This window comes from Rhizobium johnstonii 3841, assembly GCF_000009265.1.
In the GTDB taxonomy this organism is placed as follows: Bacteria; Pseudomonadota; Alphaproteobacteria; order Rhizobiales; family Rhizobiaceae; genus Rhizobium; species Rhizobium acaciae.
On the sequence record NC_008380.1, the window covers coordinates 937633 to 952673 of the forward strand.

Annotated in this window: 16 protein-coding genes; 7 read left to right on the plus strand and 9 right to left on the minus strand. The window is 61.0% G+C overall.

The window, feature by feature from the left end:
• Positions 1–100 precede the first annotated feature (100 nt).
• Both RL_RS04540 and RL_RS04545 read right to left on the minus strand, forming a co-directional pair.
• Positions 101–793, minus strand: a complete 693-nt coding sequence (locus RL_RS04540; protein ID WP_011650615.1) for a L,D-transpeptidase — start codon at positions 791–793, stop codon at positions 101–103.
• Positions 794–1031: 238 nt separating this feature from the next.
• Positions 1032–1781, minus strand: a complete 750-nt coding sequence (locus tag RL_RS04545) for a L,D-transpeptidase (RefSeq protein WP_003545770.1) — start codon at positions 1779–1781, stop codon at positions 1032–1034.
• A gap of 250 nt (positions 1782–2031) precedes the next feature.
• Here RL_RS04545 and RL_RS04550 point away from each other — a divergent pair, with 250 nt between their 5' ends.
• Both RL_RS04550 and RL_RS04555 read left to right on the plus strand, forming a co-directional pair.
• Positions 2032–2661 carry a DNA-3-methyladenine glycosylase I gene (locus RL_RS04550; RefSeq protein WP_011650617.1) on the plus strand — a complete coding sequence of 210 codons (630 nt, stop codon included), beginning with the start codon at positions 2032–2034 and terminating at the stop codon, positions 2659–2661.
• The gene (locus RL_RS04555; RefSeq protein ID WP_041936178.1) at positions 2658–3164 is read left to right on the plus strand and encodes a hypothetical protein; all 507 of its coding nucleotides are present in this window, start codon (positions 2658–2660) and stop codon (positions 3162–3164) included. Before RL_RS04550 ends, RL_RS04555 begins: the two co-directional genes overlap by 4 nt.
• Positions 3165–3183: 19 nt before the next feature.
• Here the strand turns inward: RL_RS04555 and RL_RS04560 are convergent, their stop codons facing one another.
• Positions 3184–3888 carry an HAD family hydrolase gene (locus RL_RS04560; RefSeq protein WP_003545777.1) on the minus strand — a complete coding sequence of 235 codons (705 nt, stop codon included), beginning with the start codon at positions 3886–3888 and terminating at the stop codon, positions 3184–3186.
• 228 nt (positions 3889–4116) lie between these two features.
• Here RL_RS04560 and RL_RS04570 point away from each other — a divergent pair, with 228 nt between their 5' ends.
• Positions 4117–5166 (plus strand): aldo/keto reductase, encoded by a 1050-nt coding sequence (locus RL_RS04570; RefSeq protein WP_011650619.1) that lies wholly within the window; start codon positions 4117–4119, stop codon positions 5164–5166.
• A gap of 67 nt (positions 5167–5233) precedes the next feature.
• Here the strand turns inward: RL_RS04570 and RL_RS04575 are convergent, their stop codons facing one another.
• The 3 genes from RL_RS04575 to RL_RS04585 all read right to left on the minus strand — a co-directional run bounded on the left by RL_RS04575 (position 5234) and on the right by RL_RS04585 (position 6849).
• Positions 5234–5593, minus strand: a complete 360-nt coding sequence (locus RL_RS04575) for a CopM family metallochaperone (RefSeq protein WP_028743745.1) — start codon at positions 5591–5593, stop codon at positions 5234–5236.
• Between the two features lie 74 nt (positions 5594–5667).
• Positions 5668–6030 (minus strand): hypothetical protein, encoded by a 363-nt coding sequence (locus RL_RS04580; protein WP_028743744.1) that lies wholly within the window; start codon positions 6028–6030, stop codon positions 5668–5670.
• A 57-nt stretch (positions 6031–6087) separates the two neighbouring features.
• The gene (locus tag RL_RS04585) at positions 6088–6849 is read right to left on the minus strand and encodes a hypothetical protein (protein ID WP_011650621.1); all 762 of its coding nucleotides are present in this window, start codon (positions 6847–6849) and stop codon (positions 6088–6090) included.
• A gap of 130 nt (positions 6850–6979) precedes the next feature.
• Between RL_RS04585 and hisS the strand changes: the two genes are divergently transcribed.
• From hisS to hisG, 3 genes are all read left to right on the plus strand, one after another.
• Positions 6980–8551 (plus strand): histidine--tRNA ligase, encoded by a 1572-nt coding sequence (gene hisS / locus RL_RS04590; protein ID WP_011650622.1) that lies wholly within the window; start codon positions 6980–6982, stop codon positions 8549–8551.
• 180 nt (positions 8552–8731) lie between these two features.
• Positions 8732–9853: an ATP phosphoribosyltransferase regulatory subunit gene (locus RL_RS04595; protein WP_011650623.1), complete on the plus strand. Its 1122-nt coding sequence runs from the start codon at positions 8732–8734 to the stop codon at positions 9851–9853.
• The gene (gene hisG / locus RL_RS04600) at positions 9850–10545 is read left to right on the plus strand and encodes an ATP phosphoribosyltransferase (protein WP_011650624.1); all 696 of its coding nucleotides are present in this window, start codon (positions 9850–9852) and stop codon (positions 10543–10545) included. Before RL_RS04595 ends, hisG begins: the two co-directional genes overlap by 4 nt.
• A gap of 78 nt (positions 10546–10623) precedes the next feature.
• Here hisG and RL_RS04605 read toward each other — a convergent pair whose 3' ends face one another.
• The gene (locus RL_RS04605) at positions 10624–11061 is read right to left on the minus strand and encodes a DoxX family protein (protein ID WP_011650625.1); all 438 of its coding nucleotides are present in this window, start codon (positions 11059–11061) and stop codon (positions 10624–10626) included.
• A gap of 314 nt (positions 11062–11375) precedes the next feature.
• On the opposite strand from RL_RS04605, the gene RL_RS04610 reads away from it, so the two are divergent.
• Entirely contained in the window at positions 11376–12086 is a 711-nt protein-coding gene (locus RL_RS04610; RefSeq protein ID WP_011650626.1) for a glutathione binding-like protein, read from the plus strand.
• Positions 12087–12149: 63 nt separating this feature from the next.
• Here RL_RS04610 and RL_RS04615 read toward each other — a convergent pair whose 3' ends face one another.
• Positions 12150–12596 carry a hypothetical protein gene (locus RL_RS04615; protein ID WP_011650627.1) on the minus strand — a complete coding sequence of 149 codons (447 nt, stop codon included), beginning with the start codon at positions 12594–12596 and terminating at the stop codon, positions 12150–12152.
• Positions 12597–13330: 734 nt separating this feature from the next.
• A complete protein-coding gene (gene groL / locus RL_RS04620) occupies positions 13331–14974 on the minus strand; it encodes a chaperonin GroEL (protein WP_003545786.1) in 1644 nt (547 codons plus the stop codon).
• Between the last annotated feature and the right edge of the window lie 67 nt (positions 14975–15041).

Consider the following 15041-nt stretch of genomic DNA (forward strand, 5'->3'; position numbering starts at 1 on the left):
TATGTCGACTCTTAGGCGGATTTGCCAGCTTTTGGCCGCAAAGTCCAAGCAAAACAAAAGGCGCATCAAATGCGCCTTTCGTTTTTTTGGTAAGTGTTGCTCAGCCGCCAAACATCGTGCGCAGCACGTCGATGCCCCTGTCCTCGAATGCCACCTTGCCCTGCCTGTTGCCGGGGCCGATGACGATCACCTTGGTGCCGATAGCGGCGCGATCATAGAGATGGGTCACATCCTCGTTCATCATCCGGATGCAGCCAGAAGACATGTTGAGACCGATCGTCCAGGGCTGATTGGTGCCGTGGATGCGGAAGATCGTGTCGCGGCCGCCCTGGTAGAGATACATGGCGCGGGCGCCGAGCGGATTGTCCTCGCCGCCTTCCTGGAACGCAGGAATAATATGTCCTTTGGCGGCTTCGCGGCGGCGCATCTCCGCCGGCGGCGTCCAGCTCGGCCATTCGGCCTTGCGGCCGATCTTGACGACCCCCGACCAGCCGAAGCCGTCGCGGCCGACGCCGATGCCATAGCGGGTGGCGCGGTTGTTGCCTTCGACGAGGTAGAGATACTTGTTGTTGGTATCGATGATGACGGTGCCGGCGGCCTCCGTCGTTACCAGGCGCACTTTCTTGCGCTTGAACTGCGGCTTCACATATTTCGGCATCTGCGCCACGCGCACGATCTGCGCCGGGCGCCGGGCATTGTCGGACGCGGAGCCGGCGGGTGCAGCAAAGGCGGATGTGGACATCAAGGACAGGACAAGTCCGGCAGCAGCCAGACCCGGCATTAGTTTGATCATGATCGATTCCCCTCAAGCAAATCCGCTCGAAGCTACATGAACTTCTGCCCGATTCAAGATCGGTGTGGCCGGATAAAGCATTTTTGGAGAAGGGGAGCCGGATGTTCTTGCGGCTCCCACTGCATAATTTATCCCCAAATCGGAATCGACTTAAGGAAAAATTATGCAGCAATTTAAAGGTTCCAGCGCTGTTTGCGGATCAGAAAAGACGCGCGGCGCTGCAAGTATTGCGCCGCCGTTACATGACGATGACGCGGGTCCCGACATTGACGCGGTCGTAGAGGTCGACGACGTCTTCGTTACGCAGGCGGATACAACCGGAGGAAACGGCGCTGCCGATCGACCAGGGCGCGTTGGTGCCGTGGATGCGGTAAAGCGTCGAGCCGAGATACATGGCGCGGGCGCCGAGCGGGTTTTCCGCCCCGCCGTCCATGCGGGCCGGCAGATAATGGCCCTTGGCGGCTTCGCGGCTGATCATCTCGGAAGGCGGTGTCCAATCCGGCCATTCGGTCTTGCGGGTGATCTTGTGGGCGCCTGCCCATTCGAAGCCCGGCTTGCCGACGCCGACGCCATAGCGCCGCGCCTTGCCGCCTTGCATCACCAGATAGAGGAAGCGGTTGTTGGTATCGATGACGATCGTGCCGGGCTTTTCCGTGGTGTCGTAATCGACCATCTGCGGCAGGTATTGCGGCTCGATCGGACGGCGGATCGACGGGATGCCGGGATTGATCGCCGAAACGGTCTGCGGTGACACCTGCGGCGCCCGGCGGATGATCCGGCGCTGGAAAAGGCCGCGCTGCTGCGGCTGGATGACCGGCCGCTGATAGACGACGGGACGAACCCTGCCGCCGCCCAACTGGTTGATCCAGGGCGCGGTCAGATCGGGGCTGAGCACGACGGGCGGGCGGGTGGCGTAGCGGTCGTCTGCAAGGGCGGCCGTGGAGAAAATGCCGAAGAGGGCTGCGGCAAGAACAAGCTGTTTCATCATCGGACGAACTCTCTACAAATGACCGAAAATGCACTGGCGGGACATGTCCGCCCGGGGCGGAGATGTTCCGCGCGTGAATGACGCTGCCACCCAATCCGCCAGCGAATGGTAAAGATCGATTCATGAAAAGCCGACCGGCCGGATAAACTTTTCGTCAGGGTTACCGTTCGGTTTGGAAAGACGGTTTGCAAATGGTAAAGCCGGAATCAAAGCCCGGAGAACGAAGCGGACCCCCGCAGAATGAAGGATCATGAGCGAGACAGGCATCATCATCGGCGAGGACGGCAGGAGCCGCTGCCACTGGCACGCCAATCTGCCCGACTATCTCCGGTATCATGACGAGGAATGGGGCCGCCCTGTCACCGATGATATCCGCCTGTTCGAGAAGATCTGCCTCGAAGGCTTCCAGTCCGGTCTTTCCTGGCTGACGATCCTGCGCAAACGCGAGAATTTTCGCGCCGCCTTTTCGGGTTTCGATTTCGACAAGGTCGCCCTCTTCGGCGAAGGGGATGTTGCTCGCTGTCTTGCCGATGCGGGCATCATCCGCCATCGCGGCAAGATCGTCTCGACCATCAACAATGCCAAGCGCGCAATCGAGCTCAAGGATGAATTCGGCTCGCTCGCCCATTATTTCTGGCGCTACGAGCCCGGCCATAACGAGCGGCCGGCGGTGGTCGACCGCGAGCATATCATCGCCAATCCGACGACGCCGACATCGATGGTCATTTCGAAGGATCTGAAGAAACGCGGCTGGACCTTTGTCGGCCCGACCACAGTTTATGCTTTCATGCAGGCGATGGGTCTCGTCAACGATCATCTGGAAGGCTGCTTCTGTCGGCCCGAGGTCGAGTCGATGCGCACCGCTCTGGTTCGCCCATGAAAGATGATTCCGTGAGAACTCTGATCGCCGCCGCCGCCCTTTTCCTCCTGACGGTCTCCGCCATGGCGCAGACGCCGCAACTCGACCCCGGCGAGAAGCTGGAGAAGCTGCAATTCCCTGCTGTCACCATGCAGTTGAAGGGCTGGACGAAATTCGGCAATGGCCATGTCTATACGCTGCCGGTGCGCGCCGGCCAGCACCTGAAGATCAGTTTTTCCACCAAGAGCAAATTTGCCTTCCTGGCGATTTTCGACCTGTCGAAACCCGATGACGAGGCCTTCTTCGGCACCGACGAGGACGGCTTGAGCTTCGAGACGACGATCAAGGAAAACGCCACCTGGCTGCTGCGTCCCTATTATTCCAAGGTTTCGCCGCGCCGCGGCCTCGGCGCTCCCTTCAGCATCCTGATCGAGCCGCTGGCGGCTGCCCCGCAGCAGCCGAAACCGCCGGCCGAGCCGGAGCGCCCCTCGCTGTTCCCGAAGGCCCCGCCGAAACCGCAATGAGGCAGAGGTAGCGCCCGGCTTAGCCGAGCCGGTCGATCAGGTCGCGCAATTCGCCGAGGTGGTCGATCTTGCGGAAACGCGGCGCCTCTTTCGGCTCGTCCACATGTTCCAGCACCCAGGTCAGTTCGTGCGGCACGAAGACGCCGTAGCTGCCGGCGGCGATTGCCGGCACGATGTCCGATTTCAACGAATTGCCCACCATCATCGCCCGTTCCGGCCCGTCGCCGACCTTGGCGAAGATGCGGCGATAGGTGACTGCCGTCTTGTCGGAGACGATCTCGACGGCATCGAAGAAGTCGCCGAGCCCGGATTGGGCAAGCTTGCGCTCCTGATCGAAGAGATCGCCCTTGGTGATCATGACAAGCAGGTATTTGCCGGCAAGCGCTTCCAGCGTGTCGCGCACATGCGGCATAGTCTCGACCGGATGGTTGAGAAGGTCGCGGCCGGTATCGAGGATCTTGGCGATCACGCTCGCCGGAACCTTACCCTCGGTGATCTCGATCGCGGTTTCGACCATCGACAGCGTGAAGCCCTTGATGCCGAAGCCGTAATGGCGAAGGTTGCGTTTTTCGGCCTCCAGCAGCCGTTCGGAAATCTTCGGTCCTTCGGCGAAATCGGCAAGAAGCCCGGTGAAATGGGCTTCCGTCAGCCGGTAATATTGTTCGTTCTGCCAGAGTGTATCGTCGGCATCGAAGCCGATCGTGGTCAGTGGTCGCGTCGTCATATGCGCACCTCTTAAAATATGGCCGGCAATCTATCGGCTGCCTGTGTCGAGACAAGGGCATTCGCCTCCGCTACGGCGTTGAAAAGCGCCGCCGCCGCACTACATGAAAATCGCCTCACTTTGCAGCCAGCCACGGCTGTGCCTGTCATATGCAGGCCAATAATCAAAAAATGAAGTTCTTGAGTTCGCAAGCCCCTCTTGCGGCAGACACAAAGGAATTTTTCGACCATGCGTTACAATCAACTCGGAAATACGGGACTTTTCGTCTCGGAAATCTGCCTGGGCACGATGACCTTCGGCGAAGCCAAACAGGGCAGTATGTGGGGCGCCATCGCCGACGTCGACCAGAATGCCGCCGACCGGATCGTCGAGCGCTCGCTTGCATCCGGCGTCAATTTCATCGACACGGCCGACGTCTATTCATCCGGCGAGTCCGAAAGGCTGCTCGGCCAGGCGCTGAAGAACCTCGACATCCCGCGCAAGGACGTCGTCATCGCCACCAAGGTTTACGGCGTCATGGGCGACAAGCCGAACGACCGCGGCGCCTCGCGCGGTCACATCATGGATTCGGTGGAGGCAAGCCTCAAGCGCCTGCAGACCGATCATATCGACCTCTATCAGATCCACGCGACCGATACGGTGACGCCGATCGAGGAGACGTTGCGCGCTCTTGACGATCTGGTTTCCCGCGGCCTCGTGCGTTATATCGGCGTCTCCAACTGGCAGGCCTGGCGCATTTCCAAGGCGCTCGGCCTCTCCGAACGCCGGGGCTTTGCCCGTTTCGAAACCGTGCAGGCCTATTACTCCATCGCCGGCCGCGATCTCGAACGCGACATCGTGCCGATGATGCAGGAAGAGAAGCTTGGCCTGATGGTCTGGTCGCCGCTCGCCGGCGGTCTGCTCTCCGGTAAATATGGCCCCGGCGCGCCCGGCAATGGTGAAGGCCGCCGCGCCAGTTTCGATTTCCCGCCCGTCGACAAGGACAAGGCCTGGGCCTGCGTCGCCGTCATGCGCGAAGTCGCCGAAAAACACGGCGTCAGCGTCGCCACCGTGGCGCTCGCCTATATCCTCGCCAAGCCTTTCGTCACCACAGTCATCATCGGCGCCAAGCGTGTCGACCAGCTCGACCAGAACCTTGCCGCCGTCAAGCTTAAGCTCGATGAAGACGATATGACGAAGCTCGACGAGGTGAGCGCGCTTGCGCCCGAATATCCGGGCTGGATGCTGGCGCGACAGGGCGCCGGCCGCCGGCCGGCCGATTTCGAGCCGAAGGACTGACCTCGCCAACATAAGTCTTGGGGAACGCCTGACATTTCCGGCGTTCCCCTTTTCCATCAACGATCGACTACTTGCCGTGGGCCTTGAGCCAGGCGTTCATCTCGGCGATCTCGGTTTCCTGTGCCTTGATGACGGATTCGGCGAGTTTGCGGATATCGGGATCTTTTCCGTATTGCAGTTCGATCCTGGCCATATCGATCGCACCCTGATGATGCGGGATCATGCCGCGGACGAAATCCGTATCGGCATCGCCGCTATATTCGATCATCATATCCTTGTGCATCTTGGCGTTCGCCTCGCTGAAGGCGTGGCTCGCCGCATCGTGGTTGCCCATCGGCTTGCTCATGTCCATCGGCTTGTCTTCGGCAAGCACGGGAGCGGCAATGATGGCGAGCATTGCGGTGAGGGTGATGATTTTCGAAGACATGAGAGTTCCTTCCTCTGTCTGACAATAGGTCTTCCAGGCAGCCGGGCCGCCCATTCTGCATGGATAGGCGTTTCTCAGGACAGTCGGGGAGGGGGCGGCTGCGGTACTGGCTTGTCGTCGTCGAGGGCGCGGGCAAGCGCCGGGGCGGGATAGGCGAAAATGGACTTTCCGCCATCCATGACCGTCACTGTCGGCGGCAACAGCAGGCAGGCGGCGCAAAGCGGCATATGTGCGGCGTTGCCGGCGGCGCAGGGGTCTTTCGAGGGAGCGGCCTTCTCCGTCATCTGGGGCATGTCCATGCCTGCCATCTCATGATGCATGCCGGTTTCGATGGCGGCTGCATTCATCGACGCGCATGTCGGACAGCCTGCCCATGCTGACATGACGCTGTAGACCAGCCAGCCGAGCAACATCGTGATGAGAGCGAGCGTGCGCATGCTGTTTTATAGGCGAATGCTGGATACAAGCCAAGGTGACCGGCGGTCACATCCTGATCACCAAGCAGCCATGACCTTATGCTCGATCCTATAATCCTTGCTCTCTTCGCCGAGCGGCGCCACCGGCCATGTCCAGGCGGCTTTTGCCGGCGGCGGTAAAACGCCGTGCAGCAGGTCGGCCACTTCATGCGTCTTGCCGTTGCGGTCGATGACGGCATAGGCGATGTCGGTCACCAGGCAGCTGCGGCAGGGAAGCCCCGACAGTCCGGTCAGATGTGCCGAGACCAGCCTTTCCACCGTGTCTTCAGGCATTCGCCCGGCCTCGGCCTCATGGCGCCGTTTCACGCCGCGGCCGATCTGCGACAACAGGTTGGCGGAAACCACGAAATCGAGATAGGGCACATTGCGCAGGAAGCCGAGCGGTTCCGGCTCGCGGCCGGCGGCGAGGTCGTCGTAGCCGGAAAGATCGCGCTCGATCAGCCGGACATTGCGATAGAACTTGGCCGATAGCCACAGGCGCGCCGAGGCGAGATGAACGAGATCGACCAGGACGACGGTGTCGAAATCTCGCGCCAGCACTTCGATCGGCACGTCGCGCAACAGGCCGGAGCCGAGGACGACGGCGGTCCGCTTCTGCTTGAGGCCGGCAGTTGCCGCCAGGATCGCCTTCCGGCTCATCTCCTCATGTTCGGCCCAATCCGCCGCGCAGCGCCCGGCCCGCGACCAGAGATTGACGGAATAGCGGATGAACTTTCGATGCGGCTTGCCGGTCAGCGGCAAGGTCGCGGCATAGAGAAGCGCCTCGGTGATCATGAGCATATCCGCATTTCTGATGGATGCCTCTTCGTTCAATCGATTCCGGTCTTGAGATCAAGGGCCTTCGCCCTTGCCGCTCCCCGCCCAATCCGCTAGGAAACCGCCACTGTCACAGTCAGTGGAATTGCCGGAAATGAACGACAAGCAGAAGAAACCGCAAAAGCTCAAGGCCCGCCTGCCGCGCGGCTTCGTCGACCGGACGGCCGGCGATATCCGCGCCGTCAACGAGATGACGGCAAAGATCCGGGAAGTCTATGAGCATTATGGTTTCGATCCGCTCGAAACGCCGCTGTTCGAATATACCGATGCGCTCGGCAAGTTCCTGCCCGACAGCGACCGGCCGAACGAGGGCGTGTTCTCGCTGCAGGACGATGACGAGCAATGGATGTCGCTGCGTTACGACCTGACGGCGCCGCTCGCCCGTCATGTCGCTGAGAATTTCAACGAGATCCAGCTGCCCTATCGCACCTATCGCGCCGGCTACGTCTTCCGCAACGAGAAGCCGGGACCGGGCCGTTTTCGCCAGTTCATGCAGTTCGATGCCGATACCGTCGGCGCGCCTGGTGTTCAGGCCGATGCCGAAATGTGCATGATGATGGCCGATACGCTGGAAGCCCTCGGTATCAAGCGCGGCGACTATGTCATCCGCGTCAACAACCGCAAGGTTCTGGATGGCGTGCTCGAGGCGATCGGTCTCGGCGGCGACGACAAGGCCGGCCAGCGGCTCAACGTGCTGCGCGCCATCGACAAGCTCGACAAGTTTGGCCCGGAGGGAGTGGCCCTGCTGCTCGGTCCCGGCCGCAAGGATGAATCCGGCGACTTCACCAAGGGCGCCGGTCTCGACAAGGAGCAGATCGACAAGGTGCTGTTCTTTGTCGGCATCACGGACTATGGCGAAAGCGCTGTCCGTCTCGCCGAGTTGGTTGCGGGAACCGCCAGGGGTGGCGAAGGCGTCGAGGAGCTGAATTTCATTGGTGCGCTGGTGACCAGCGCCGGCTATGGCCCTGACCGCATCAAGATCGACCCCTCCGTCGTGCGCGGCCTCGAATATTATACAGGCCCGGTCTATGAGGCCGAACTGACCTTCGACGTCACCAACGAAAAGGGCGAGAAGGTCGTCTTCGGTTCGGTCGGCGGCGGCGGCCGTTATGACGGCCTCGTCTCCCGCTTCATGGGCCAGCCGGTTCCGGCGACGGGCTTTTCGATCGGCGTCTCCAGGCTGATGACGGCGCTGAAGAACCTCGGCAAGCTCGGCGCCAGCGAGGTCATCGAGCCGGTGCTGGTGACCGTCATGGACGGCGATGTCGAGGCGATGGGCCGCTATCAGAAGATGACGCAGGAACTGCGCGCCGCCGGCATCCGCGCCGAGATGTTCCAGGGCAATTGGAAGAAGTTCGGCAACCAGCTGAAATATGCCGATCGCCGCGGCTGCCCCGTCGCCATCATCCAGGGCGGCGACGAACGTGCGACAAGCGTCGTGCAGATCAAGGATCTGATCGAAGGCAAGCGGCTCTCCGGCGAGATCGAGGACAATGCCAGCTGGCGCGAAGCGCGCGTGGCACAGGAAACGGCGCCGGAAGCCGACCTCGTGGCCAAGGTCAGGGAGATCCTTGCTGCGCAGGCCGAGGATCGGAAGCGAGCGGCCTACGGCTTCGCACTTCCATATGATCCCGCCCAAGTCGGTGACACTGATGAGAACGCTTGAGAGGAATCTCCCCTTCTCCCCTCGGGGAGAAGGTGGCCCGAAGGGTCGGATGAGGGGGCATCACGGCAGAAGCTGTCCTTCGCTCGCCGCTCAGGACATTCGTCGTTTACACTCCTCATCCCCCTCATCTGCCCTGTCGGGCATCTTCTCCCCGCTGGGGAGAAGAGGGAAGTCAAGCCAATGCCCCTGATCAATCTCCCCGACTTCGCCAACGACCTCATCGCCGAATTCGTCGAGCGCAACGCCGAGCGCATCGATACGCCTGTCATTCAGCCGGCCGAACCTTTCCTTGATATCGCCGGCGAGGATCTGCGCCGCCGCATCTTCATGACGGAGAGTGAAACCGGGGCCAGCCTTTGCCTGCGTCCCGAGTTCACCATTCCCGTCTGTCTGCGCCACATCGAGACGGCGACCGGCACACCGAAGCGCTATGCCTATCTCGGCGAGGTTTTCCGCCAGCGTCGCGACGGCGCCAATGAATTCTATCAGGCCGGCATCGAGGATCTGGGCGATATCGACCTGTCAAACGCCGACGCCCGCGCCATCGGCGATGCCACCGGCATTCTCGCCCGCCTGCTGCCGGGCCGGCACTTAGCCGTGACATTGGGCGACCAGGCTGTGTTCGAGGCTGTCGTCCAGGCGCTCGGCCTGCCGCTCGGCTGGCAGAAGCGCCTGATCCACGCCTTCGGCAATATGACCCAGCTGGAAGCACTGCTTGCCAGCCTCGTCAGCCCGCAATTCGTCACCGGGCTGGACGATGATATCGCCAGGCTTGTCGCCTCCGGCGACGAGCAGGCGCTCGTCGCCCATCTCGAGCGCGAGATGCAGAAGACCGGCTATTCGACGAATGCCGGCCGCTCGGCCCTGGAGATCGCCCGACGGCTCAAGGAAAAGCTCATCCTGTCCGAAACGCGCCTCGACGATGCCGCCTTCCATGTGCTGGAAGAGTTCCTGTCGCTCGACGTGCCGCTCGTCAATGCGTCCGCGGCCCTTTCCGGTTTCGCCGATGCTGCCGGCCTGAAACTCGGCAATGCGCTCTCCCGCTTCAACGGCCGCGTTGCAGCGCTTTCCAATGCCGGCGTCGATCTTTCCTGCCTCGACTACCGCGCCGCCTTCGGACGGCCGCTCGACTATTACACCGGCCTCGTCTTCGAGGTGACGGTGGAAGGCTCGACCGCGGTTCTGGCCGGCGGCGGCCGCTTCGATCGGCTCCTGACTTTCCTCGGTGCGACGGACCGCATCCCGGCCGTCGGCTTCTCTTTCTGGCTCGACCGCATCGAAACCGAAAGGGCAGCCGCATGACCATCACCATCGCGCTTCCCTCCAAGGGCCGGATGAAGGAAGACGCTTCGGCGATCTTCGAACGTGCCGGCATGACGATTTCTGCGGTCGGCAACGATCGCTCTTATCGCGGCCGCGTTGAAGGCTGGGACGATGTGGAAATCGCCTTCCTCTCGGCCTCCGAAATCTCCCGTGAAATCGGCAACGGCACCGTCGATTTCGGCGTCACCGGCGAGGATCTGATGCGGGAGGGTTTTGCCGAGGTCGACAAGCGCGTCGAATTCTGCGCCCGCCTCGGCTTCGGCCATGCCGATGTCGTCGTTGCCGTGCCGGAGATCTGGCTCGATGTCGACACCATGGCCGATCTCGTCGACGTTGCCGCCGATTTCCGCGCCCGCCACGGCCGGCGCCTGGCCATCGCCACCAAATACTGGCGGCTGACCCAGCAGTTCTTTTCGAGCCAGCACGGCATCCAGCTTTATCGCATCGTCGAAAGCTTGGGCGCCACCGAGGGCGCTCCCGCCTCCGGCTCGGCCGATATCATCGTCGATATCACCTCCACCGGCTCGACACTGCGCGCCAACCACCTGAAGGTGCTCCAGGACGGCGTCATCTTGCATTCGCAGGCCTGCCTGGTGCGCGCCCGCAAGGAGGGCCATGCCGGCGAACCCGCTGTGCAGGCGATCATCGAAGCAGTGCGCTCCGCCCTCTGATCTCAGTCATAAAAGCATAGAAAAATCCGCCGTCTGATGACGGCGGGTTCTGTATGTCCGGGAGGATGTCTGCTGGCGTTACGCAGCCGCGTAGGCACCGCGGCGGGCGTCGAGCGAGTAGGCGCCTGCGCCGTTGGTGGCGAGCATGATATAGGCGCCGGCGAGCGTGATGTTCTTCATGAGATTGACGAAGTTCAGGCCGTTGATCCAGCCGTTAGCCGCAGCCGGGAAATCCGGAACGTTGACCGGCGCAAGGTGGAAGACGAGGCCGGTGAAAACACAGAAGACGGCGAGCAGCCAGCCGACGATGCGGACCTGGAAGCCGACGAGCACGGCAATGCCGGTTGCGAGTTCGAAGAGGCCGGCGAGATAGGCGAGCGCGGTGGAAGCCGGAAGGCCGGCACCGGCGATCATGCCTGCGGTCGAGGCCGGATCGGTCACCTTGCCGAAGCCGGCGAAGATGAACATGAAGGAAAGCAGGATACGGGCAATGAGGATGATGACGTTGTTCGACATGGACGTTGTCTCCGTTTCAAGGACTTTGGAGATCTTGGTGCCCCGGCACCGGTTCGACCTCGGATGCCTCTATGTCGCTCTTTTCTTGCGTTGTGGAAAGATAAACGGAAGCGGACACTTCGTTCACTAATATCGAACGATCTCCAAAGCGCGTCGCGTTCGACTGCTTTCATGCGACGCGCTTGGATCTTTTGTTCTCATGCATGTCGTTGTCCCAAAACCGCTGCACACTTTTGGGCGACATGCATTGGCCGCCGCCTGCTTGCCTTTGTCGGGCCCGGTTTTTATGGTCGGCGCCCAACATGGAGAATCCGATGGCAGATCTTTCCGCATTTCCGATCACGACGCGCTGGCCGGCGAAAAATCCCGACATCATCCAGCTCTATTCCCTGCAGACGCCGAATGGGGTGAAGGTCTCCGTCGCCCTCGAAGAACTCGGCCTTGCCTATGAGCCGCATTATATTTCCTTTGCCGCCAACGAGCAGAAGTCGCCGGAATTCGAATCTCTGAACCCGAACGGCCGCATTCCGGCGATCATCGATCCGAACGGTCCGGACGGAAAGCCGATCGGCCTTTTCGAATCCGGCGCCATCCTGCTTTATCTCGCCGAAAAAACCGGCAAGCTCATCCCTGCCGATGCCGCCGGCCGATATGAAACCATCCAGTGGGTGTTTTTCCAGATGGCGGGCATCGGCCCGATGTTCGGCCAGTTCGGCCATTTCTACAAATTTGCCGCCGACAAGGTCGCCAACAATTCCTACCCGGTGGAGCGTTATCGCGATGAATCCAAACGCCTGCTCGGTGTGCTCGAAGACCGGTTGAAGGGCCGTCAGTGGATCATGGGCGACCAGTACACGATCGCCGACATCACCACCTTCACCTGGGTTCGCGGCGCCGATATTTTCTATGGCGGCCGCGAGGTTCTCGAATACACGAAATTCCCCGCCGTCTCGGATTGGCTGGAGCGCTGCATCGCTCGTCCGGCAAGTGCCAGGGGCCTCAACATACCGGTCAAGCCGGAGTAGCGAACGGATCGCCGGAAAGCACGAAGGCCGCCCTCGATGCGGCCTTTTATCTTGATTTCCGGCCTATCGCCGGCTTGATATCTGCTTTGCGCCTTCCAGCTTGAAGCGCGGAAATACGAAGACGCCGACCATGCTGCCGCTGAATTTTTCTTCCAGACCGTTGGACTCGCCCATGCAGAAGAGCGGCTGGCGAAAGCCGTTCGGCATGATGATCGTCGTCGAAAAACAGAAGGAGGAGCAGAGCGTCGCCGCCTGCTCGAACAGCTCCAATATGTGGCTGCGGTCCTTGGCATCATAGCAGCGGATCAGGCTGAGCAGTCCGCATTCCTGTGCGGCGAGGCCGTGCAGCATCGCGCTCCACTCGCCGAGACGGAGCATGCCGCTCGAAAAATCTCCAGTCCAGGCTTCGGAAACGGAAAACTGCGCCAACATCTCGTGATTTTGATTGGCGTCATCAAACGAGCCGGGCGTCAAAGGTACGGCTGTATTGGCTCTGGCGATCTTAAACAAGGCGTTCTCCCGTTCGGATGCGGCTCCCGCCGCACGCTCGGCAAACACAAAGAAACAGGATCACGCAGCAGCGGGCATGATGCCCGCGCTTCATCCGGCGATTATTGCCACGGCCATCTGGCCTCCGTAACCGGAGCCCCTCGAAGCCGAACGTTCACGTATCGCCTTCCGCGCTCCGGCCTCGTCTATTGGCGAAAAATTATCGCCGGGCGCGCTTTAATTGCAGCGCGGATTTATAGGGGCTTTTGGACAAACGGCAACGGCTTTTTAAGGGGTATTCGGATCGGCCTCATTTCGGGAGATGCCTGCATCTTCGGCCTATTTCGCGAGAATTGGCATGGGAAGATCATCCTTGAGACCTTTGCAAACGTTTTCACCCCCCGTCAGGCCGGAAATGTTGCAGCAGCACTGCGATCTCTCGCATGTCGGCAGGCTGAGAAATACGCAGGCAGCGCAAGTTTGGCGCAAGCTTCGTGCCCGGGGCCCGTAAGAGGGAGCCGGGCAGGCGTTCGTCGGCTATGCAAATCACTGTGCCGTACATCGAATCGCTTTGGGCAAAAGAAAAAGGGCGGCCCGAGGGCCGCCCTTCCTGTTCCTGATGCCGGAATAGTAGTCAGTGATGGCTTTCGCCGATCACATCATGTCCATACCGCCAGTTCAGCGCGCTTGACGCGCTGAACCATCTTAGATGATGGGCGGTTTCATGAACGATGCTGTGAAAGGCCGTTGGCCTATCACATCATGTCCATACCGCCCATGCCGCCCATGCCGCCCGGCATGCCGCCGCCAGCCGATTCTTTCTTCGGCAGTTCGGCAATCATGGCTTCGGTGGTGATCAGCAGCGATGCGACAGAAGCAGCGTTCTGCAGCGCCGTGCGAACGACCTTGAGCGGGTCGACGATACCCATGGCGATCATGTCGCCATATTCGGACGTCTGGGCGTTGTAGCCGAAGTTGTCTTCGTTCTTGTCGAGGACCTTGCCGACAACGATCGAGGCTTCGTCGCCTGCGTTTTCAGCGATCTGACGAACGAGCGACTGCAGGGCGCGGCGAACGATGTTGATGCCGGCTTCCTGGTCGTCGTTTGCACCCTTGACGGTGATCTTCGTGGAGGAGCGGAGCAGAGCGATACCGCCGCCGGGGACGATACCTTCCTGAACAGCAGCGCGGGTCGCGTTGAGCGCGTCGTCGATGCGGTCCTTCTTTTCCTTCACTTCGACTTCCGTCGAGCCGCCGACGCGGATGACGGCAACGCCGCCAGCGAGCTTGGCAAGACGTTCCTGCAGCTTCTCGCGGTCGTAGTCCGAAGTGGTTTCTTCGATCTGCGCCTTGATCTGGGCAACACGGCCTTCGATGTCGGTCTTGGCGCCCGAACCGTCGACGATCGTGGTGTTTTCCTTGGAGATCGAAACCTTCTTGGCACGGCCGAGCATGTCGAGCGTAACGGATTCGAGCTTGATGCCGAGATCTTCGGAGATGACAGTGCCGCCCGTCAGGATGGCGATGTCTTCGAGCATGGCCTTGCGGCGGTCGCCGAAGCCAGGAGCCTTGACGGCAGCAATCTTCAGGCCACCGCGCAGCTTGTTGACGACGAGCGTTGCGAGGGCTTCGCCTTCGACGTCTTCAGCGACGATCAGGAGCGGCTTGCCGGTCTGAACTACGGCTTCGAGAACCGGGAGCATCGACTGCAGGTTCGAGAGCTTCTTCTCGTGAAGGAGAATGAAGACGTCTTCGAGGTCGGCGATCATCTTTTCCGGGTTGGTCACGAAGTAGGGGCTGAGGTAGCCACGGTCGAACTGCATGCCTTCGACGACTTCGAGTTCGGTTTCGGCGGTCTTGGCTTCTTCAACCGTGATGACGCCTTCGTTGCCGACCTTCTGCATGGCTTCAGCGATGTCGAGACCGACCTGCTTGTCGCCATTTGCCGAAATCGTGCCGACCTGTGCAACTTCTTCCGAAGTCGAGATCTTCTTGGCCTTGGCCTGGAGATCCTTCACGACGTCGGCGACAGCGAGGTCGATGCCGCGCTTCAGGTCCATCGGGTTCATGCCGGCTGCAACGGCCTTGTTGCCTTCGCGAACGATCGCCTGGGCAAGAACGGTAGCCGTCGTGGTGCCGTCGCCGGCGATGTCGTTGGTCTTCGAAGCGACTTCGCGGACCATCTGGGCGCCCATGTTTTCGAACTTGTCTTCGAGTTCGATTTCCTTGGCGACCGAGACGCCGTCCTTGGTGATGCGCGGGGCGCCGAAGGACTTGTCGATGATGACGTTACGGCCCTTCGGGCCGAGCGTGACCTTCACTGCATCGGCGAGAATGTCGACGCCGCGCAGCATCTTTTCGCGCGCGGTGCGGCCAAACTTGATTTCTTTAGATGCCATATTCTTAACTCCTGAATTCGAGTTGTTCGGGCAAAAGGCCCGTCAGCCATTTCGGGAAAGCAGGTCG

Coding starts and splice junctions, on each gene's coding strand:
- RL_RS04540 (WP_011650615.1), bottom strand. CDS start 793: ATGATCAAACTAATGCCGGGTCTGGCTGCTGCCGGACTTGTCCTGTCC.
- RL_RS04545 (WP_003545770.1), bottom strand. CDS start 1,781: ATGATGAAACAGCTTGTTCTTGCCGCAGCCCTCTTCGGCATTTTCTCC.
- RL_RS04550 (WP_011650617.1), top strand. CDS start 2,032: ATGAGCGAGACAGGCATCATCATCGGCGAGGACGGCAGGAGCCGCTGC.
- RL_RS04555 (WP_041936178.1), top strand. CDS start 2,658: ATGAAAGATGATTCCGTGAGAACTCTGATCGCCGCCGCCGCCCTTTTC.
- RL_RS04560 (WP_003545777.1), bottom strand. CDS start 3,888: ATGACGACGCGACCACTGACCACGATCGGCTTCGATGCCGACGATACA.
- RL_RS04570 (WP_011650619.1), top strand. CDS start 4,117: ATGCGTTACAATCAACTCGGAAATACGGGACTTTTCGTCTCGGAAATC.
- RL_RS04575 (WP_028743745.1), bottom strand. CDS start 5,593: ATGTCTTCGAAAATCATCACCCTCACCGCAATGCTCGCCATCATTGCC.
- RL_RS04580 (WP_028743744.1), bottom strand. CDS start 6,030: ATGCGCACGCTCGCTCTCATCACGATGTTGCTCGGCTGGCTGGTCTAC.
- RL_RS04585 (WP_011650621.1), bottom strand. CDS start 6,849: ATGCTCATGATCACCGAGGCGCTTCTCTATGCCGCGACCTTGCCGCTG.
- hisS (WP_011650622.1), top strand. CDS start 6,980: ATGAACGACAAGCAGAAGAAACCGCAAAAGCTCAAGGCCCGCCTGCCG.
- RL_RS04595 (WP_011650623.1), top strand. CDS start 8,732: ATGCCCCTGATCAATCTCCCCGACTTCGCCAACGACCTCATCGCCGAA.
- hisG (WP_011650624.1), top strand. CDS start 9,850: ATGACCATCACCATCGCGCTTCCCTCCAAGGGCCGGATGAAGGAAGAC.
- RL_RS04605 (WP_011650625.1), bottom strand. CDS start 11,061: ATGTCGAACAACGTCATCATCCTCATTGCCCGTATCCTGCTTTCCTTC.
- RL_RS04610 (WP_011650626.1), top strand. CDS start 11,376: ATGGCAGATCTTTCCGCATTTCCGATCACGACGCGCTGGCCGGCGAAA.
- groL (WP_003545786.1), bottom strand. CDS start 14,974: ATGGCATCTAAAGAAATCAAGTTTGGCCGCACCGCGCGCGAAAAGATG.